The organism is Allohahella sp. A8, assembly GCF_047946665.1.
GTDB lineage: Bacteria > Pseudomonadota > Gammaproteobacteria > Pseudomonadales > Oleiphilaceae > Allohahella.
Genome location: NZ_CP172312.1, coordinates 2,480,969 through 2,500,227, shown reverse-complemented (window position 1 = coordinate 2,500,227; position 19,259 = coordinate 2,480,969). Strand labels below are relative to the sequence as shown.

Below are 19,259 nucleotides of genomic sequence, written 5' to 3'. Positions count from 1 at the left end.
ATTCGAGCGATGGCAGACGACGTATCAATCAGCTTGCCTGTCGACCCGAGATGTAGAGACGCCATTATGGAACTCAGCCCCACGCCCACCCTGCGCGCACATTGGCAGGGGAGTATAAACGCCTCCACCGCCTGGAAGATGATCCTGGATATTCGCCGCGGCCGCGAAATCGAGGCGCTCACGCTGGCCGAGGACGGTGGCTGGCAAAGTTACGCCAAAGTCACTGCTGAGGCTCGTCAGCTTTTCGATATCTACCTGCCGCTCGTGAGCCGGGCAGGCGACGCGCCGCTGGTGATTGCCCAGATGGGTCAGACACTTGACGGCCGAATTGCCACAGTTGATGGTCGTAACGAATTGATAAACGGACCGGCCGGGCTGATTCATCTACATCGGCTGAGAGCGCTGATGGACGCGGTGGTGATTGGCGCCGGCACCGCCATTGCTGATGATCCTCTGCTCACGGTACGACACGTGGAGGGGCCGAGTCCGGTGAGGGTCGTGATCGATCCGAATGGTCGTGTGCCCGGGGTACAACGGCTGTTCAGGGACGGTTGCGCCAGAACACTGCAGCTGTGCATTGATGCCGCCAGCTCCTGCTCCGGCAATGCGGTGCCCGACCTGGCCGACACCGCCTCCGGCTGCGGTGTGCGCGGCGTGCTCGCGACGTTGCAGGCACTTGGGCTCAAACGGGTCCTCATAGAGGGCGGCGGAACTACAGTATCCCGGTTTCTGGAGGCTGGGGTACTCGATCGCATTCACGTCACTGTTGCCCCCATGATTCTGGGCTCAGGCAAGTCATCTTTCATGCTGAGTGAAATCAGTTCAATCGATGCTGCCGTGCGCGCGCGGACTCGCCGCTTCAGCCTGGATCAGGATACGCTCTTCGATCTTGAATTCAGTCGGCACTGACGGAGCTGCGTTCTCGAAGCATGAACCAGAGGCCAGGCAGGCTGCACACCAGGTTTAGTAGCCCGTAGGCGACCGCAATCGCGAGGCCTGCCGCTGCATCCTGTCCACCGGCCAACCACAAACCAGCAGCGCTCATTTCCCTTACACCCCAGCCTGCCACACTTAAGGGCAGGGACATCGATAGCAGCACCAGCAGGATGACGCTGCACAACCACCACAGATCGCCACTGAAGCCGAAGGCATGAGCCAGGGCGAAATAGCTTATAACATAGCTCGCGAGTACGCCCAGTGATAACAGGAGCTGCCGGGCAAGTAAGGCCGGCACCAGCCAGGCTCTCGCAATGTCGACTGCAAAGGCATGTAAACCGACCCGAAGCCGTGAAACGAACGCCATGTTTCGGCAGATCATGTAAGCCGCTAACGGGAGCGTTAGTGCGCCGACGGTAAGTGTCGTACTCCAGTTGGATAGGCTGGTGATCGAAGCCGCTGGTGTCCCCGCCACGCTGCTGACGAAAGGCAGCGTCAGCACAACCGCCAGGACGAGGACGAGTTGCCCCGCGAGACGTTCTATGGCCACTGCGCGCCAGGCCGTAAAGCGCTGCGCCATCGTGCCTTGTCTGCCATGCTCGAGTGCTCGGGAAACATCTCCGAGTACACCGCCTGGAAGAACCTGATTGAAGAAGGTCGCCTTATAATAGGCGCTTACCGCCTTGGCGTAAGAGAGCTCGAGTCCGAGCTGAAAGGCAGTGACTTGCCAGCGCCTGGCGGACAAAAGGTACTGCGGGAGGCTCGCAGCGAGGGCGAGTATGATCCAGCCAAGGCTGACTGAGTCGTCTGCATCATTGTGCACCGAGAGAAACTGCTGCCACACGGCCTCAAGATCAGCGAGAGCCAGCACCCCGATCAGCAGGCTCGCCGAGATTACCAGTCTGACCACCGGCCCGGTTAGCAGTGCCAGCATCAGTATGTGGACAGATCAGGCGGCTGGCCCGGTATGGCCAGAACATCACAATGACCCAGCCGAAGGTGTAGCGTTCCGCTCCGGATCTGCGCCATGCGCCGCTGACACCAGGCATCGAGTTGAAGCAGCTGCAATCCTGTTCGCGCCTTGCGTCCGTCTGGATGAGTGAAATGTTCGTGGGCAAGCTGCTCTCTTACTGCTTCACGCCAGCCAGTCAGGAGTTTGCTCAAGAGCTGCCGGTCTGTGGCGCCCGCTGCGCTGTCCAGATGCCAGTCACTGGCGTCGACAATTACCTCGAAGTGGTGCGACCGTGCAAGGGCTGCCAGCAAGTGGGCAGCCTCAGGCCCCGGCGTATCAGCCTGCTGCTGGTGAGCGTTGAACAGGCGTTGAACGACATCATCGTGCTCGTCTGGTGGACTGAAGGTGCTGCTGCCATCAACGCTCAAGGTGAAGAACAGGGCCGCGCGATGCTGGCCTGCGACGCCTAGGAGGGCCGAAATCCATGATTCGGACACGAGGTCTAGCAGTGCAGAACCAGTCAGCAAGGTAGCAGCTTCAGAGTTGATGATGGCTGCAATGGTCGCTTTGAACATCTCGGTATCGCGCAGATCCACCGCTTGTACCGTGGTGTGAGGCAGCTGATCGAGCGCCTTGAGTTTGGCCGGATCATGATCGATAGCAACACGTGCTGAAATGAGGCTTCCGCCTGATTCGGCAGCGAGACACGCATCGAGATGTCGCAGATTGGACCCGAGTCCTGCGCCGAGATCCACGACAGTGAGTGGCCTGTCCGCATCATGCAGGCCTTGCGCCCAGCGCTTCAGTGCTTGTTCCGCCTGGTTGCCCGCACGTGCCTTATGATCAAAAGGCTCCCGTAATGCCAGCCACTCTGAGTCAAACAGATCCAGTCGTCGATTTCGCGGGATCAGTATCTCCAGCGCGAGGCAGAGTTCGGCAGCGGCCTCTTCCCAGCTCCGCTGCTGATGACTGATGGCCAGCGCAGTGGTTCGACAGCTTGCAAGGAAGGCCGAATCGCGCGCAAAGCGCTCTATGGCTGTTGCCAGGGCGCAGATATCGCCAGGTGGTACCTGGAGGCCTGTGCCTTCGCGGAAAGTCGCAGCAAGCGCACCACCAGTACTGACCAGAACCGGCACCCCTCTGACTGCCGCCTCATCAAGCACCATACCATAGCCTTCGTACCAGGATGGCAGCACCAGGACATCTGCAGCCTGCCAGTGTTGCTCCAGTGCCTCATCGACAAGCGGGCCGGTCAGCGTAACGTGATTCTGCAGGCGAAGCTCCTCGATGAGCCCCTGGATCTTCCTGACATAATCCGGATCGCGATCCAGCAAGCCGACCAGCGTGCAGTGAACATCGAGCGTGGGCAGCCGGTGCAGCGCTTGGATCAGAATATCCTGCCCCTTTCTCGGAATGAGGCTGGCAACACAGAGCAGCTTCAGCGATTGCGAACCGACTCTGTGCTCCTTCTTCGTCAGCGTCGGCGGGCGATCCACGCCGGGTTCAACCACCACAACTGTTTGCTGCGGCGAGAACAATGCGTTCACCCGTTCCGAGGTGTGGCGACTGGTCGTCATGATCAGGTCGACATGACGCAAGGCTTCGGCTTCGAGCGCGTGCAAATGTTGCCGTTCTTCATCCTCAAGGCCGGTTTCGTCGCAAAGAGGATGATGAACCAGGGCGCTGAGCGAGTGGACCTGCGACGCTGCTCGTGAAAATCGAGACAAGAGTGCCGGGTCAAGGTCGTGCAAGCGCGCCAGCGCCAGCCCATCCACGATGAGATGACAGGGACCGGGGCTCGTCGACTGCAAGTCGGTCATGAGCAAGCCGAGTTCTGCCGGGTCGTCCAGGTTCAGTATCTCGATCGCTTCGGCATCGACACCGCTCCATTGCAGCGCTTTCAACAACGCAGCATCATAGCGATAGCCGCCAGTCAGCTGGTCGATGGAGCCGGGTACCACCAATCGGATCAAGCAAGGCTCCCGCTGTAGCTGGCCCAGGCGACATGGCTTTCCTTCAGCTGCACGGTCAGACGCTTCACGGCCGTCGCTTGCTTGCCAAGCTTTCCGGCAGTCATCTGCTCAGCCATCTCGTCGAAGATGTATTTGGCGAGAAATTCAGTGGTGGTGTTCTGGCCTTCGAACATCGGCAGTTCATCGAGATTCTGATAATTCAGTGGCTGCAGGATCGCTTTGAGGGCTTCACTGGCCAGGCCGATATCGACGACGAGATTGTCGTCATCAAGTTGCTCGGTTTCGAAGCTGAGATCGACCACGAAGGTGGCGCCGTGAAGCTTTTGAGCCGGACCGAAAACTGCGCCCTTGAAGCTGTGGGCAATCATCATATGATCGCGAACGGTAAGTGAATACAAGGAAAAACTCCTGTCTGGTAGATTGAAAGACCATGGTCACAAGTAGCGCACGACCTGGCAGAACAAAGGGGCGCGCAGATCTGTCGGCTGCTTGATGCCACAGATCGCAGCCATAGTGGCGGGCAATTCGTCGAAGGGTGCATCCGGACTCAGGAGTTCGTCGAGCACCTCGTCAGCGAGCAATGCGAGCGCCGTGGACAGGCGCCGTTTGAATGTCCAACGCGAGGCCTGGGCCGGTGGAATGGTACCGACCTGACTTGAGCGCAATTGCAGACGAAGCGCGTGAAAGCGACCGCCGAGGCTGACGTTCACAGGCTGATCCCCATACCAGCTCAGTTCGATGATGCGCGCTTCCTTGTCTGCGAGCGAAAGCGCTGTTTGCAGACCTGCCTGACTCGCGCTGGTGTGGAAGACGAGGTCGTAGCCGCCTTCGGCAGGACTCGCGTCGACTCTGTCGGCACCGAGCCGCTTGAGGACCTCAGCTTTGAGAGGGTCAGTTTCGACGGCCAATACGCTGACGCCGGGAATCCGGCTGCAGAGATAGATGAGGAGGGCGCCTATAAGCCCACAGCCAACTACGGCTATCCGCTCACCCGGCAGTGGAGCTGCATCCCAGCTTGCATTCAGTGCAGTTTCCATATTTGCAGCAAGCACAGCACGTCGCGGCGGGATTCCGTTGGGCACTGCAGTGAGTGTTGCCGGGTCTGCATAATAAGCTGTCTGATGGGGATACAGACCAAAAACCAGCCGACCACTGAGACCGGCCTTGTCTGCCGCTTCAGATGGCGCGACCAGTCCCACATTGGCATAGCCATATTTCACAGGAAAGTCGAAATCGCCACTCTGGAAGGGGGCGCGCATTCGTTCATGCTCCGAAGCTGGAACAAGGCCATTGTATACGAGACGCTCAGTGCCGCGGCTGATCGCACTGTAACAGGTCGTGACGAGAACCGGCGCATGGGTAGAGACTACATCTTCGGGTCGCGCAAGTCCTGATTCTATGGCCGCTATGCCGGGTGCCGATATCCAGAGGGATCGCTCTGGAACACTGTCGTCATAGGCAGGGTTTTCAGTCATGCAGTATTTTATCCTCGATATGGGCACCCAGGCCGGTTCTCTCAGGCTGAAGGCCGTTCATCCGCTGGACGCTTGCCCGATTGATTACGTAAGTGATACGTAAGCAGAGTCGCGCACGGCTCGCCGGCCTCATTACCGCAGAGAGCGTACCGAAATTTCCATTTCAAATGAATGTCTGCCTTTGGTAGCCCGCATCCGCCTCATACCTGAGATCGTTGCGGGCCTGATCATGCTTGTTGTGCTGATGGCGCTGACTGACGCGCAACTGGCGCCAGAGCAAGCACCGAGACTGTGGTACTTCAGTCTCGGCATCATCCTCTATGGACTTGCGACCAGTATCGTGTGTGTCGCCTGGTTCAGGCAGCAGATTGAGCGGCGCCTGCCCTTCGGCTGGGCGAACAGGGTGACCTTGCTGAGGATGGTGATGACGGTTTTGCTGGCCGCCATGGTGCCGTTCATGAATGCCAGCGACTTCGCAGAAGGCGGCGAAGCAATCTGGTCATATGGCCTGATCGGGATTGCGACTTGTAGTTTGCTGCTGGACGGTGTGGACGGCTTCATCGCTCGTCAGATGCGGCAGTCTTCGGCATTTGGCGCGCGTTTCGACATGGAAGTCGATGCGGCATTTATTCTCGTGCTCTGTCTATTGCTCTGGCGCCTGGAGATTGCCCAGCCCTGGGTCCTGGCGATCGGCCTCATGCGCTATGCCTTCGTAACTGCAGCCCTCCTGTTGCCCGTGCTGAACGGTCAGCTGGCACCCAGCCTGCGCCGCAAGACGATCTGCGTTGTTCAGGTAGTGAGCCTCATCGTCTGCCTTCATCCACTGTTAAACCCCGCAGCTGCCCAGATGATACTGGGCACCGCCCTGGTTTTGCTGGCGAGCTCATTCGCGAAGGATATCTGGGATCTCCTCGGCTTACGGCAGAACAGATAGCCGCTTAGCCGACTGAGGAGGGCCCTGAAGGCTTGTGCTGAAAATGCCCGCGACTGGTCGTTAGCAGGGTGGAGAGATCCGCAAGCGGTATCGGGCGACTCATGTAATAGCCCTGCAACACATCGCAACCCATGGAAGCCAGTAGCTCGAAGGCCGTCTTGGTCTCAACGCCTTCAGCGACAATCTTCAAATCGAGTGCGTGAGCCATTCGAATGGTCGTTTCGACAATGACGCGGTCATCGTTGGAGCCGTCGAGCTCCATGACGAAAGAGCGGTCGAGCTTGATCTCCTGGACAGGCAGGCGTTTGATATAGGACAGCGAGGAATAGCCTGTGCCAAAATCATCGATCGACAGGCTGACGCCCATATCGTGCAGCTCGTCGAGTACCTCACAGGCGCGCTCTGGATCGATCATCATGGCACTTTCGGTGACCTCGAGTATGAGGCAGCTCGCCGGCATATCGTGTTCGGCAAGCGCTTTGGCGAGCCGCGCAGCGAAATCCCGCTCCCGCAGATTGACTGCAGAAATGTTGACAGCGACCTTGAGATCGAAGCCTTGGCCATGCAATACCGCCAGGCTCTGCAATGCTGTTTTCAGTACCCAGTCAGTTAGCCAGTGGATGATGCCCGTCTGCTCGGCGACGGGTATGAACTCGTCCGGCCCGATGAACCCATGCTGCGGATGGTGCCATCGCAATAAGGCCTCGATAGAGTCTATCTTTGACGAACTTGCAGTGATCTTTGGCTGGAAGGCCAGCGTTAGCGTATTGTCGGCAATCGCCTTACGGAGGTCCCCCGCCAGGCTCAACCGACGTTCGTTGTATGGATTGATCTCTTCACTGAAGAGCGTGAGTGCATGGTTCATGCGGCTGGACGCATCGACAGCAATCTGAGCTTTCTGCAGCAGGGGCTCCATGCGATCGGCGTGAACAGGGCAGGCCGCGACGCCCGCAACTGCACCAAGCTCAACCACGAGCTCTCCAGACTCGAAAGGTTCTGCAAACTCGCTGACCAGCTGCCCGAGTTCGCCGAGCGTGTTCGTCACGAATGCGCTGTCGCTATCCAACAGCGTCTCGTCCGTAGAAGGCGTGTCGGCATTCATGAATCGTGCTGGCGGCTGTATCAGGATCGCAAAGGTCGCGCCTTCCACCGAACAGATGAAGTTGGCGATGCCCTGTCCTGGTCGATCCGCTACATCGAGGCTATCAAGCCGTACCACACCCGAGAGATTGGCTGCGCGCGCGTCCAGCCGTTCGCATAGGGCCAGCAGCATCTGGTCGGCCTTGCCATGGCCTAGCGTCTTGTTGACTTCATGAAAGCGCGAAAAATGGAGCAGACAAATCATCAGCTTTGAGTCAGCGCTGACATTCCGCTGGAACCAGGTCTCCAGAAAGGCCCGATTCGGTATCTGCAGGCGATGGTGGTATAGCGCCTGTCGATACAGGCTGGCCTCGGCAGCTCGTCTGTGCTGTGTTTCCGTCAGCAGGGCTTTCTGCGACTCGTAGCGGCGCCGCCGCTCCTGATTGAGACGGTCTGCGAGCGCGAACGACAACAGTATTGCTTCGAGTGCAGATCCTATGGGCGGACTATTTTCAGTCAGGAAGGTTCGGGGAATAATGTTGAACCGTGTCAGCATGAACACGAATACGGCAATCATGACACCAGCCCAGGCCAAGGTGTAGAACCTCGCCATCGTATTGCCCTTGATCCAGAGGTATGGCCCCACTGTGAGACAGCTTGCCGAGGTGAGCAATATCAGCAGAATGGCAGCCAGTATGGTGATTTTGTAGCTGACGAAAAAGCCTGCCAGCAGAACCGCCGCACTGGCGATGGCTGCCACCAGGAACAGAATGTCGAATCGCGGCGCGGTGACCTTCAGGCGCAGGAAGTGCCGTGCGAAGAGACAGGAAAACAGTGGCAGGGCCGGCACCGATATCCGCAGCAGCGTGTCCTGCAATCCAGTTGCGCCAGGGGCAACGAAGCCGGACCACAGTCCAGTCAGGCAGACCTGGGCCAGCAGCGAGCTGAATACGAACATGACATAGTAGAAATAGACGCGCTCGCGCAGTGACATGAGCAGAAACATGTTGTACAGCACCATGGCCAGCATGACGCCGGCGTACATGGTGTGTTGAACGATATCGAGCTGGGCGTGGGCATAGAATTCGGTTGGTGACGAGAGCCATACCGGTGCCTGCAGAGAACTGTCAGACTTGATTCTGAAGTAGATCCACGCCGCTGATCCAGCTTTGACTGTCACTGGAAATACGAAGTGACGGCTTTCGATAGGGCGGCTCGAGAATGGCCGCTGATCGCCCGTATGGACTTCTTCGACGATTTTACCAGTCGGGTCCACGCGGAAATAATCCACCTCGTTGAGTATGGGGTGCTCAATGCTGATGAAACGGGTGGTCGCAACGGTATTGCTGTTGTACAGACGCAGCCGGAGCCAGAGCGTCCTCGACTCGAAGCCAAAGTTGATGATGTCCTCGCCAGCGGGCAACCACTCCGGCTGCAGTTCGGAAAGACCGGTCGGGCTGGTGGCCGAGCCGGCATCTAGCGTGTAGCTCAGTACTGGATTCAGCAGCGTTTTGTCCTGGTGGAGCGCTATGTCCAGTGCCGGACTTTCGGCGTGAACCGATTGCACTGCCGCTGAAAGCATGATGAACAGAACAGTTGCCCAGGCGAACTTGATCCGGCGTGTGAGCCGAACACGCCCGGCCGGTTCAGGTGCGCACAAATTGAGAAGACTTGCCTGATGGGAGGTCAAATTGGTCTTAATGCCCGTAATACTGGTGGTAACCCCCTAAGTAAAGTTGCTACATCGAGCCTTGTCGACTTTTGGCCGAGGATCGCGCCACCCTTCAGGGCCTAGTCATCCGAAGGAGAATGAGCATGAGAAAGCTGACGCCCCCTACGCGAATTATACCCGTTGCGATTCTGGCACTTGGGCTGGCCCCAGCAGCGCTTGCGGCGCCGCGGACCTACGAGATTGATCCTGAGCACTTTTCCATTGGCTTCATGATCGGCCATGTCGGCTATGAAAAAATGCTCGGCATGTTTCTGGAAGGACAAGGCAGCTTTGTCTATGACGAACTCACCCATGACTTGAAGAGTGGTACTGTCACCATCCAGAGCGACAGTCTGTTCACCAATCATCAGAAGCGTGATGAGCACGTCAAGAGTGACGATTTTCTCAATGTCGATGACTACGGCACCATCACATTCAAGGCGGGCAAACTCGAAACAGAAGACGGCAAGACCGGTACGCTCAGTGGCACGCTCACCATGCTCGGCCAGACGCACCCCGTCGAGCTCGATGTCACGCTGAACAAGGCTGCGGAATATCCCTTCGGTCATGAGGAGTACACGCTCGGTATTTCTGCGAGAACGACCTTGCAGCGCAGCAAGTGGGGCATGGATTATGGTGTCGAGAAGAATCTGGTTGGCGATGATGTCGAGGTCATCCTCGAATTCGAAGCCATCCGCCAGTAATTGACCTCTCTGAGACGCGGTGCATAGACAGCACCGCTGGGGCGTGTATTCTAGGGCCAACTCCAGACTGCCCTTACTACAATTAGAGTGCGCGCCTTTGACTACGACCACCACATCCTCCCGCACCGGCGTCCTTGCCGGACTGTTCACGTCGCTGCTTCTGCTGTCTACCCAGGTGCTAGCGCTCGACACCGACGGAGATGGCATCGATGACGATGTCGAAACGGCGCTTGGAATGTCGCCAACCCGCACTGATTCTGATGCCGACACTATCTCTGACACGATTGAATTCGGTCCGGCCCAGCAAGCATCCGACGCTGATGGTGATGGCATCATCGATGCGCTCGACGATGACAGTGATAACGACGGGCTGTCAGACAGGGTAGAGGGGCCGGGCGACGTGGATGGCGACGGCATTTTGAACTTCCGCGATCTCGACAGTGACGGTGACGGCGTAAGTGACACAGCCGAAGGTACCAGCGACGCTGACGGAGATGGCGTGCCTGATTTTCTCGATCGCTCTTCCGATGAAGACGGCGATGGTATCCCGGACGTATTCGAAGGCTCGGAGGATACTGATAAAGACCGGCTTGTCGATGCACTGGATACCGATTCGGATCGCGACGGCATTCCCGACAGTATCGAAGCTGGCCTGACCGCCGAACAGCTGGCTGCAGACGCTGATGGTGACGGCATTATAGATCTCTTCGATGCTGATCAAAGCACGGTGCTGGATGCCAATGCGGATGGCGTTATCGATAGCTACAACTTTCCGGATGCCGACGGGGATGAGATACCGGATTACAAGGAAAAGGACAGTGATAACGACGGTATACCCGATCACATAGAGTTTGGTTTCAGCGGTCTGGATAGTGATAGTGATGGCATTGACGATGCGATCGACGTCGATGCGACCGGTGGTCTCGATCTGGATGGTGATGGTGTCGATGACGCCGCACGCGCGTTCGATGGCGATCGGGATAACCTGCCTGACTATCGCGACCTCGATTCCGATAACGACGGTATCGCCGACCTGATAGAAGTGTTCCAGAGTTTCGAGGCGCTGGCCGATGCCAACAAGAATGGCGTGCAGGATCTTTTCGATGCTGGCGTTTCGATGGGGCTCATCCGGGTTGATGCCAATGATGATGGTATTGATGACACAAACAGGCTGCCGGACACTGATGGTGATGGCGTGCCCGACTTTCGCGATCTCGATTCTGACAATGATGGTATCTTCGATGTTGTCGAGGGCGGCGGGCGTGATGTCAATCAGGATGGTCTGCTCGACAGTGCCGCCTTACTCGTCACGGCTCCACCCGACACTGATAACGCCACCGATTTCGACAGTCCTGACGAGCGCTCAGGTCCTGACTACCGCGACGTCGACAGCAACGGCGATTTTGACGGCACCGCAGGTTACGATATTGCCGGAACCCCCTTCGCCAGCTTCGACGCTAACAACGATGGACGCATCGATCTGACGATTGACGCTGATCGTGATGGCATCGATGACAGCGTGGACCGTGGCCTTGGTGAGTTCGGCAACGGTGGCGATGCAGACGGCGACGGTCTCTTTAACGACGAAGATGCCGATGACGACAATGACGGACTGCCTGATATCTTCGAAGGCGAGGTCGATACCGATGGCGATGGCATCGTCGACCGGCTGGACCGCGACAGCGACAACGATGGCCTCGAGGACTCACGTGAGGCGAATCTGGCGCCAGCCCTGAATATGGATAGCAACGGCAATGGTCTTGATGACGCCTACGACATTGCGGTCAATGGCAGTAGTGATGCCGATGGCAATGGTCTGGACGATAACGTTCCGCTGATCGATACCGACGGGGATGGTATTGAAGACCGTCTGGATAGCGATAGCGATGGCGACACTATCAGCGACCGTGAAGAGCAGAGTGGGCTGGTGTTTTTTGGCCGGGATATCGATCGTGACGGAATAGACGACGCGGTCGATGTGGATCAGACGAAAGGTGTGGATGAGAATATGAATGGCATCGACGATCGCTATGACCGCGTCATCGACACTGATGGTGACGGTGCGGAAAACTATCGGGATCGAGACAGTGACAACGATGGCATTGAAGACGGTTTCGAAAATGCCGATTTCAACAAGGATGGCATTCAAGATCGTTTACAGGTGAACCCGAAGATAAAGACTTCTGTTGGTGGAACCGGTTCATTCGGCGTGCTGCCGCTGCTGTCAATGTTCGGTTTTGGTGCATTGGTGTTCGCGCTGGGCGCAATGCCGGCAGCTCGCGCACAGGCTGCTCAGCCTGCCTGCTTCAACGAACAGGAAAACGAAGCACAGGAGCCGGCGTTTCAGCTGTCTGCAGCCTGTACTTATATTGGCGCATCTCTGGGTACCTCGACACTGGAGCCGGAAACGAAAGGGACAGGATTTCGCCTTACAGAGGATGGCGATCTCGCCTGGAAGGCCTTTGGCGGCGTGCAGTTCCATCGGAATTTCTTCGCCGAGGTGCAGTACAGTGTGTTGGGGGACGCGGAAGTCAGGTCGATCAATCCCAACGCAGGTGCAGCGGCAATCAGTTATGCAGCACCGGCGGTGATGGCGGGTTTTCGACTCAACGGTAACCGCAAAAGCTGGGATCTGTTTGCCAAAATCGGCGTCGCAAGCTTACTGACGGAGTCGGACAGCGGGCGCGTGTCCGTGGAGGAAGACAGCAGTATCCAGCTCGCCTGGGCAGGCGGTCTTCTTTATAACCTGACCCCGGGGCTGAGCATTCGAGGTGAGTTTGAACGATTCAGCGACGATGCTTCCAGTCTGACACTGGGCATTGCGCAGGCACTGAAATTCTAGTCCTGCGCAAGGCCCCGGTTCAGCGGCCGAAGCTGTAAGTGAATTTGACGTCGACCTTGTCGAGTCCAAGCTCAGGTGGAATTACAGGGAAGGGCGCAGCGCGCTCGACCGCTGATTCCATTTCCTTGTTGAGCAGATTGTGCCGGGTCTCCTTGAGCAACCGCGTCTTCGACACTGAGCCGTCCGACGCTACGATCACTTCAATTTCTGCTTCACCTTCCTGACGCAGGTTTTTCGCCCACAGTGGATATTCTATCGTGGCCAGTATCTTGGCCCTCACGAGTTCGGCGTATTCAGCAACCTTGCCTGCCCGATCAGGACCCGCCACCGAGCGCTGCTTGATCATCGTCAGTTCAGGGGGCATGACCGGCTGGGCTGGTAGTTGAGCTACAGATCCAGACGCGCTTTCGTTTTCGCGAGTGCTTTTCAGCTGGAACGAGTATTCGATGGGCACTACCACTGTCTTACCGGCATGCGGTCCATAGGGACCAGACTGGTTGACAGCGGAGACGACCTCCTGCACGAGAAGATTATGCTGTGCGCCTTTGACCACATCAGTGCCGATCACGTTGCCCACTGCGTCTAGCGTGGCCAGTATCTTGATATCGCCCTCCCGCCCAAATTCACGAGCCCATTCCGGATAGGTGATATTGGTCAGTACCGCCCGCTGGACCTGCCAGATATACAACGCTTCGTCGTAGTCCCGTTGCAAGCCATCCAGCTTTTCCTGCTCGAGCCGTCTGGCCTCAGCCTCTGCGCGAGCCTGCGTTTCGGATTGTTCAAGGGCACGTGCTGCCGCGGCTTCCGCTTCGGCGGCAGCTTGCTGGCGCTCACGTTCGGCATCAGCTGCTAGACGCTTCGCACCTTCGGCGTCAGCCCGCTCGGCAGCCTCCCTGGCTTCGGACTCACTAATGTCACCACGCTCCTGTTGCTTCAGCCGCTGTAGTACACGTTCTTCGTCCTGCTTCTTTACACGCTTGCGCTGCTCCAGTGCCTGTGCGGCAGCTAGTTGAGCTTTGCGCTCGGCCTCACTGGCGGCTGCAGCGGCGGCTGCAGCCGCTTTCTCTGCAGCCAGCTTCGCAGCAGCAGCAGCTTCAGCCCGCTGCTTTGCCGCCAGCTCTTCCTCGCGCCGTTTCTTCTCGGCCGCCTGCTGTTCAGCAGCAAGCCGCTCACGCTCCGCCTCGCGCTCGGCCTCAGCACGAGCGCGCTGCGCGGCGTTCTCACTTTCCTTCTTCTGCCACTGTGAAATCAGCGCTGCACGTTTCGGGTCACTTCGGAATTCTGCAAAGCTCTGCACCAGCTGAGCCCTGTCAGTGGCCGTGGCCTGCGGACCTGCCAGCATCGCGGCCTTGAAGTCACGGGACGGCGAGGACGGACCGACCCATACATTGACTATATAGGTGAATAGCGCCTTATTGGGCGTTGAGATAACAGTTTCGCTATTGAGCTCAATCTTTGTGCCGCGGCCGGGCAGGTAGGCAACCTCAAGAGTGTCGCCGACTTCCAGCGGCTCCTTCGCAAGGCTGAAGAACTTCAACAGGGCGTCGATATCCGTCGACTCGCCAGAGAGTTCATTGTTGATCGAAACATCTCGCGTCCATATCTGCGAAAAACCGATGCTGGTCCAGTTTCCACTCACGATTTTCATCACGGCGACCGCCCGGCCATCGCCAGTCATCAACTCATCCGCCGAACTTACCGGCTTTTCAGTGTAGAGTGCGATGATGTAATAAGGCTTGCCAAGTTGCTCGTAGGTGGCGATGCCATTCAGCTGCAGACCTTCGAGGCTTGCGGCCCGCAGTGACGTCGAAAGCATGAGCACCGACCCGATGAGCAGCAGGCCAAGATGGTGGAGAACATTAGGCAGTGAGCAGACACGTACACGCATAAATGCATCGATCCTTAAACTGGTACTGCTATGAGATTACACCATAAACAGTGAGGCGGCCTTCACAACTACAAATGAGTACACATCGAAACGAACTGTGATACTCCCCATAAATCAGTCGTGTGCAGTGTCTAATACAATTCAGTGGCAAGAAAACCCGCAACTACCCAGTATGGAAACACTGACTTTTGAAAGCAACTGCATGGAAAGCAGCTAGACTGTAGCCAATGACCAGCGTCAACCGACAATGAACGGACTACAGTGAATCTACCACAAGCACCTGGGCCACAGACGCCAGGCCATCCCAGTGCGCCACCAGAAGATCAAGCCGGCCAGCAGGGTCCGTCGCTAAAGGAGTTGGCAGCCAATCTCAGTGAAGCGCTTGTGCGCGCGGAGTTTACTGAGACGAAAGAGTTGCTCGCCATTCCCGGTGAGCTCATGCGTGCATCCGCACCTGATACGCCTTCTGCAGATATCGAGTCCCAGCAGCAGTCCCGACATGAGCTGGCCCGCGCACTTGCTGAAGCCAGTTTGCAAGCAGAAGGCAGCCTGACTGAGCTCTGTGAACGCTGGATCGAACAACACGATTATTTCGACCGGCTACTGGCGAACAGTCTCGTATTTATCGAGCGCATCTGTACGCAGTGGTCTGGACAGAGCGGTCTCGAAGATGCTGTTCGCAAGGCTCTGCTCAAGCGGCGTTTCGTATTCGCCGCATTATTGATCGACCAGCCTGAATTCATCCTCGACCCGACTCATCCCGTCGCACAGCTGCTGAATTTCGTAGAGCAGCTCTTCGCTGGCTGGGAATCTGCGCAGGGGCCGGCGCCAGGCTTTGTTTCACGCGCCTTCGATACGCTACAGACCCTGCTCGATGACGACCACGTTCTGCAGCGCGAGCAGCAGGAGCGGACGCTCGATCAGGTGCGGTCAGAGTGGCAGCGGGAGCAAAAGAGACGGCAGGTCCTCGAACAGCGCCTCACGGATTCCGAGCTCGGGCAGGACCTGAGCCTGCGCGCCGAAGCGCTTGTAGCCCTGCGCCTCAATGCTGTCGCTTCCCACTTTCAGCTGCCAGGACTGGTCATCGACTTCCTCCAGGGGGCCTGGCAGGACTCAATGCTGCTCGCCTGCCGTCAGCATGGCTCCGAAAGCAAACAGTACCGGGACATGCACGTGCTTTGCGATCGGGTGGTTTTTGCCTTTCGTGAAATCGAATCTGAACTGCAGCGACAGAAGCTATTCGGTTTTGCTGCAGCCCTGTCGACTGAGGTTGGCCAGCGGCTCGGCAGTCTGGACAGTGATCCGGTACGTCGAACATCTGTCATGGCCAACTTCGATAATGCGCTACAGGACATCCTTCGCGGTAAGGAGCTGGAGCGGCAGCCCTGGCCGGTACTGCAGGTGAGCCAGCACCTTGGTTCGACGAGTGCCGAATCAGATAGCGAGGAGTTGACGGCTGAAGCCACCAGGCTCATGCAGCAGCTGGGCTCGCGTTGGTTCAGGCGTGGCGACCGTTTGTGTAAGGCGCTGATTTACCTGCCCTGGCAGCAGGCCATTCTCTGGAGTGATTTTGCCGGTCGTAAGGTGCTCATCGAGCCCTTGGCCGACGTCCTGGCCGATGCTGCGAGAGGCGCGCTCACTGCAGAGGCCAGCGCTGTGCCGCTTTATGCCGTGGCGCGGCGCGTGGGGCTGCGAACCGTACAGGCCTATCTCGATCAGAAGGTGCTTGCTGCAGAACGATTCGCCGCCGAGAAAGTGCAGCGGGAAACGGCGAGACAGAAGGCGCAGGCTGAAGCCGCCGCCATTTTGTTGGCTCGGGAGACTGCGCAAGCCAGGGCCGATGAGGAGAAAGCCGAGGCCGCCAGGCAGATGCAACAGGCTGAGCTCGATTCAGAGGCGCTGGCTGAGTTGCAATTGCTGCAGGCCGCCCGCGAGCAGATTGATGCCATCCATCTTGGCGGTAGTGTACAGATTCGAAAAAATGGCGAGATGGTCAACGGCAAGCTGGCTGTACGCCTCAATGCTACTGGCAAGTTGATATTCGTGAATGATCTCGGGCTCAAGCTCGAAGAAATACTGCGGGATGACGCCGTGCAGAGACTGCTGGACGGTGACATAATCATACGTGACGCGGGTCAGGCTTTTGAAGCCAGACTAGCCAGAGCTGTCGGACGCATTGGTGTCCGCAATTAGCAGGTAACTGCAGCTCTCTCATATTGGAGACTGAAATGTCGTTTTCCGAAGGTCCTCTGCAGGACAACCAGCGCAGTGAACCACGACTGCCGCATTACGAAACGGTATACGTCGAGATCATTGGCAACTGCGCCATGGAAAGTGAACACATCGAACCTGAAGTTGCGGCTTCCGAGACAATAGATGTCTCTGCGAACGGACTGCAGGTCAGGTTTCCAAAACCGCTCCAGGTAGGCACTATCTTGCAGCTCTGTATCGTGCGCGAGCGAACCGGTGACAAATTCGAGCTGGCTTCTGAAGTGAAATGGCAGCGGAGACTACCGGGTACTGCTGGTTGGCTGGTTGGATTTCGCCTTTTCGAGTCTGACGACACGTCGATCGTCGACTGGAAGCTGGCAGTAGCCGCCATGCTTGGCCAGGAGCATGACGACCATGTGACAGGCTGAAGCCGGCGCTCTACTTCAGATCCTGCTCCATTCTTTTAACCTCTTCTTCACTCAGCTCCTGAAACTCATTGCTGTCGTTGATGAGCGACTCGAGATCCTCTCCGGTGGTCTTCTTGATGGAGCGGAAGGTATCTTCTTCCGCATCACCGGCGCCAGGTGCATCAGCCAGAAACGTAATTGCGTCGCTCACGGTCTGGAAGGGTATTTCTTCCATTGGCATGTGCCCGACGTCGGGGTAGGTGATGAGTTTGACGTTGCGCAGGTCCGCCATCCAGCGCTCCGATAGTTTCAAAGGTGTCCACGCATCCGCTTCACCCCACATCAGCAGGGTGGGCGCTTTTACGCCGCTGAAGCTCATGTCGGTGGTCTTCGCCTTGTCTTCACCCAACATCTGCAGCGTCTTCACGTACAGGGGCTTTGCGCCTTGCCGCTGTGCCATGTGCACGTAACGGTACAGGTTTTCCTTGGTCAATTTCTCAGGGTCGCCGTAGTTGCGCTTGACGTTCCTGGTGATCATGAACGGTGGCTGGAAAACTTTCATGATCGAGCTGACGACCGGTGTCGACGCCATCTTGAACACCAGCGGACGATCACCATGTGAATATCCTGATGGGTCGATAAGGATCAGACGGTCGACCTTGTCGGGATGATCGATAGCATAGCGGGCGCTGAGATAACCACCGAAGGAATTTCCAGCCAGGGTGAAATGCTCTGCATCCATGTACTGAATGAAGTTCTTGAACACAGCATAAACAAATTCGACGTCGAACTGTTCGATGTCCTCAGGTCCGCCAGTCAATCCGAAACCAGGCAAATCCAGGGTAATGACGCGATTACTCTTGCGCAGCTCCTCGACCCAGCCATCCCAGGTGTGCAGGGATGAGAAAATGCCATGAACGAGGATGATGACAGGGCCTTCACCCACGTCACGGTAGTGGATCCGCATGCCGCGAATCTCGAGGAACTCGGAATCTTCGTTAATGTACTGCTCTTCGAGATCCACGGGCGGTATCCCGCCGAATCCAATGGCGTTCGAAAAGGTCTGACTGGCCTTCATGGACTCGCAACCAATGCTGAGCACGAGGCTAATCAGCAGGCCGAGTGTTACAAGGGCTCGAGTCGCGACTGTCATGGAGCCGACAGGGGAGATGGGTTGGTTCGGTCTGGTCATTCAGCGTCTTGATAGCCGGCGGCGTTGGTTATAGGTCATGAGCCTGGTGGACATGAGTTTGAAGCAGAGAAGCAGGATGCTACCCCGTATAGAGGCCGGAAACAGTGATCTGTGGCTCAGTCTCCCGGCCCCGACTTGCCTGAGTCGTCTTCAATTGCACCCATGGCGGAGAAACTGAAGCCGCCGTCGACGAACATGATTTCACCGGTCACACCGCTGGCCCAGTCTGAGCAAAGAAATGTCGCCGCATTCCCAACTTCCTCGATGGTGACGTTTCTGCGCATCGGGGTTTGACGTTCAAACTCATTCAGCATCTTGCGGAAGTTCTTGATGCCGGAGGCGGCCAAGGTGCGAATAGGGCCTGCGGAAATGGCGTTGACTCGCATGCCGGATGGACCAAGGCTTGCCGCGAGATAACGCACGGAGGCTTCGAGGCTCGCCTTCGCCAGTCCCATCACGTTGTAGTTTGGCATCGTCCGCTGTGAGCCGAGATAGGTCAGCGTCAGCAGCGATCCCTTCCGCGGTTCAAGCATCGGTCGCGCAGCGCGTGCCAGCGCGATAAAGCTGTAGGCGCTGATATCATGGGCGATTCGAAAGCCTTCGCGGGTCGTGACATCGGTGAAGTCGCCATCGAGCTGATCGCCGGGGGCATAGCCCACCGAGTGCACCAGTATATCGAAGCTGTCCCAGTGCTTGCCAAGATCCTCGAACAGCGTCTCGATCTGAGCGTCGTCAGCGACATCGCAGGGAAAGGTCAGGGTGGAGTCATATTCAGCTGCGAATTTCTCGACCCGGCCCTGCAACTTGTCGTTCTGATAGGTGAGGGCAATTTCAGCGCCTTCCCTGTGAAAGGCATCGGCGATGCCCTTGGCGATGGATAACTTGCTTGCTACGCCCACGATGAGTGCGCGTTTCCCGCTCAGCAGTCCCATGTCGTACTCCTTGTCTTGTATG

The 19,259-nt window shown here is 57.5% G+C and carries 14 protein-coding genes; 6 read left to right on the top strand and 8 right to left on the bottom strand.

Features of this window, described 5'->3' with window-relative positions; translation table 11 throughout:
* Positions 1–9 precede the first annotated feature (9 nt).
* On the top strand, positions 10–909 hold the full coding sequence (locus ACH3PB_RS11200) for a RibD family protein (protein ID WP_416394865.1): 900 nt from the start codon (positions 10–12) through the stop codon (positions 907–909).
* Here the strand turns inward: ACH3PB_RS11200 and ACH3PB_RS11195 are convergent.
* Genes ACH3PB_RS11195 through ACH3PB_RS11180 form a run of 4 tightly spaced genes read right to left on the bottom strand, consistent with a single transcriptional unit; the run spans position 896 to position 5,336 of the window.
* Positions 896–1,870, bottom strand: coding sequence for a lysylphosphatidylglycerol synthase transmembrane domain-containing protein (locus ACH3PB_RS11195; RefSeq protein ID WP_416394864.1), 975 nt, complete (start codon positions 1,868–1,870; stop codon positions 896–898). The genes ACH3PB_RS11200 and ACH3PB_RS11195 overlap by 14 nt on opposite strands.
* Positions 1,870–3,861, bottom strand: coding sequence for a glycosyltransferase (locus tag ACH3PB_RS11190; RefSeq protein ID WP_416394862.1), 1,992 nt, complete (start codon positions 3,859–3,861; stop codon positions 1,870–1,872). The genes ACH3PB_RS11195 and ACH3PB_RS11190 overlap by 1 nt, the downstream gene beginning before the upstream one ends.
* On the bottom strand, positions 3,858–4,259 hold the full coding sequence (locus tag ACH3PB_RS11185) for a 6-pyruvoyl trahydropterin synthase family protein (protein WP_416394860.1): 402 nt from the start codon (positions 4,257–4,259) through the stop codon (positions 3,858–3,860). The genes ACH3PB_RS11190 and ACH3PB_RS11185 overlap by 4 nt, the downstream gene beginning before the upstream one ends.
* A gap of 36 nt (positions 4,260–4,295) precedes the next feature.
* Positions 4,296–5,336, bottom strand: a complete 1,041-nt coding sequence (locus ACH3PB_RS11180) for a zinc-dependent alcohol dehydrogenase (protein ID WP_416394858.1) — start codon at positions 5,334–5,336, stop codon at positions 4,296–4,298.
* Positions 5,337–5,517: 181 nt separating this feature from the next.
* On the opposite strand from ACH3PB_RS11180, the gene ACH3PB_RS11175 reads away from it, so the two are divergent.
* A complete protein-coding gene (locus tag ACH3PB_RS11175) occupies positions 5,518–6,270 on the top strand; it encodes a CDP-alcohol phosphatidyltransferase family protein (protein ID WP_416394856.1) in 753 nt (250 codons plus the stop codon).
* A gap of 4 nt (positions 6,271–6,274) precedes the next feature.
* Here ACH3PB_RS11175 and ACH3PB_RS11170 read toward each other — a convergent pair whose 3' ends face one another.
* On the bottom strand, positions 6,275–9,010 hold the full coding sequence (locus ACH3PB_RS11170; protein WP_416394854.1) for an EAL domain-containing protein: 2,736 nt from the start codon (positions 9,008–9,010) through the stop codon (positions 6,275–6,277).
* Between the two features lie 155 nt (positions 9,011–9,165).
* Here ACH3PB_RS11170 and ACH3PB_RS11165 point away from each other — a divergent pair, with 155 nt between their 5' ends.
* Positions 9,166–9,765, top strand: coding sequence for a YceI family protein (locus ACH3PB_RS11165; RefSeq protein ID WP_416394852.1), 600 nt, complete (start codon positions 9,166–9,168; stop codon positions 9,763–9,765).
* Positions 9,766–9,862: 97 nt separating this feature from the next.
* Positions 9,863–12,607 (top strand): hypothetical protein, encoded by a 2,745-nt coding sequence (locus ACH3PB_RS11160; protein WP_416394850.1) that lies wholly within the window; start codon positions 9,863–9,865, stop codon positions 12,605–12,607.
* A 19-nt stretch (positions 12,608–12,626) separates the two neighbouring features.
* On the opposite strand, the gene ACH3PB_RS11155 is transcribed toward ACH3PB_RS11160, so the two are convergent.
* Entirely contained in the window at positions 12,627–14,495 is a 1,869-nt protein-coding gene (locus ACH3PB_RS11155) for a TonB family protein (RefSeq protein ID WP_416394848.1), read from the bottom strand.
* A gap of 261 nt (positions 14,496–14,756) precedes the next feature.
* Here ACH3PB_RS11155 and ACH3PB_RS11150 point away from each other — a divergent pair, with 261 nt between their 5' ends.
* Positions 14,757–16,688 carry a DUF1631 family protein gene (locus ACH3PB_RS11150; RefSeq protein ID WP_416394846.1) on the top strand — a complete coding sequence of 644 codons (1,932 nt, stop codon included), beginning with the start codon at positions 14,757–14,759 and terminating at the stop codon, positions 16,686–16,688.
* Positions 16,689–16,723: 35 nt separating this feature from the next.
* On the top strand, positions 16,724–17,134 hold the full coding sequence (locus ACH3PB_RS11145; RefSeq protein WP_416394844.1) for a PilZ domain-containing protein: 411 nt from the start codon (positions 16,724–16,726) through the stop codon (positions 17,132–17,134).
* Positions 17,135–17,144: 10 nt separating this feature from the next.
* On the opposite strand, the gene ACH3PB_RS11140 is transcribed toward ACH3PB_RS11145, so the two are convergent.
* Positions 17,145–18,305: an alpha/beta fold hydrolase gene (locus ACH3PB_RS11140; RefSeq protein WP_416394842.1), complete on the bottom strand. Its 1,161-nt coding sequence runs from the start codon at positions 18,303–18,305 to the stop codon at positions 17,145–17,147.
* 116 nt (positions 18,306–18,421) lie between these two features.
* The gene (locus tag ACH3PB_RS11135; protein WP_416394840.1) at positions 18,422–19,237 is read right to left on the bottom strand and encodes an enoyl-ACP reductase FabI; all 816 of its coding nucleotides are present in this window, start codon (positions 19,235–19,237) and stop codon (positions 18,422–18,424) included.
* Between the last annotated feature and the right edge of the window lie 22 nt (positions 19,238–19,259).

Coding starts and splice junctions, on each gene's coding strand:
- ACH3PB_RS11135 (WP_416394840.1), bottom strand. CDS start 19,237: ATGGGACTGCTGAGCGGGAAACGCGCACTCATCGTGGGCGTAGCAAGC.
- ACH3PB_RS11145 (WP_416394844.1), top strand. CDS start 16,724: ATGTCGTTTTCCGAAGGTCCTCTGCAGGACAACCAGCGCAGTGAACCA.
- ACH3PB_RS11155 (WP_416394848.1), bottom strand. CDS start 14,495: ATGCGTGTACGTGTCTGCTCACTGCCTAATGTTCTCCACCATCTTGGC.
- ACH3PB_RS11165 (WP_416394852.1), top strand. CDS start 9,166: ATGAGAAAGCTGACGCCCCCTACGCGAATTATACCCGTTGCGATTCTG.
- ACH3PB_RS11200 (WP_416394865.1), top strand. CDS start 10: ATGGCAGACGACGTATCAATCAGCTTGCCTGTCGACCCGAGATGTAGA.
- ACH3PB_RS11180 (WP_416394858.1), bottom strand. CDS start 5,336: ATGACTGAAAACCCTGCCTATGACGACAGTGTTCCAGAGCGATCCCTC.
- ACH3PB_RS11195 (WP_416394864.1), bottom strand. CDS start 1,870: ATGCTGGCACTGCTAACCGGGCCGGTGGTCAGACTGGTAATCTCGGCG.
- ACH3PB_RS11140 (WP_416394842.1), bottom strand. CDS start 18,305: ATGACCAGACCGAACCAACCCATCTCCCCTGTCGGCTCCATGACAGTC.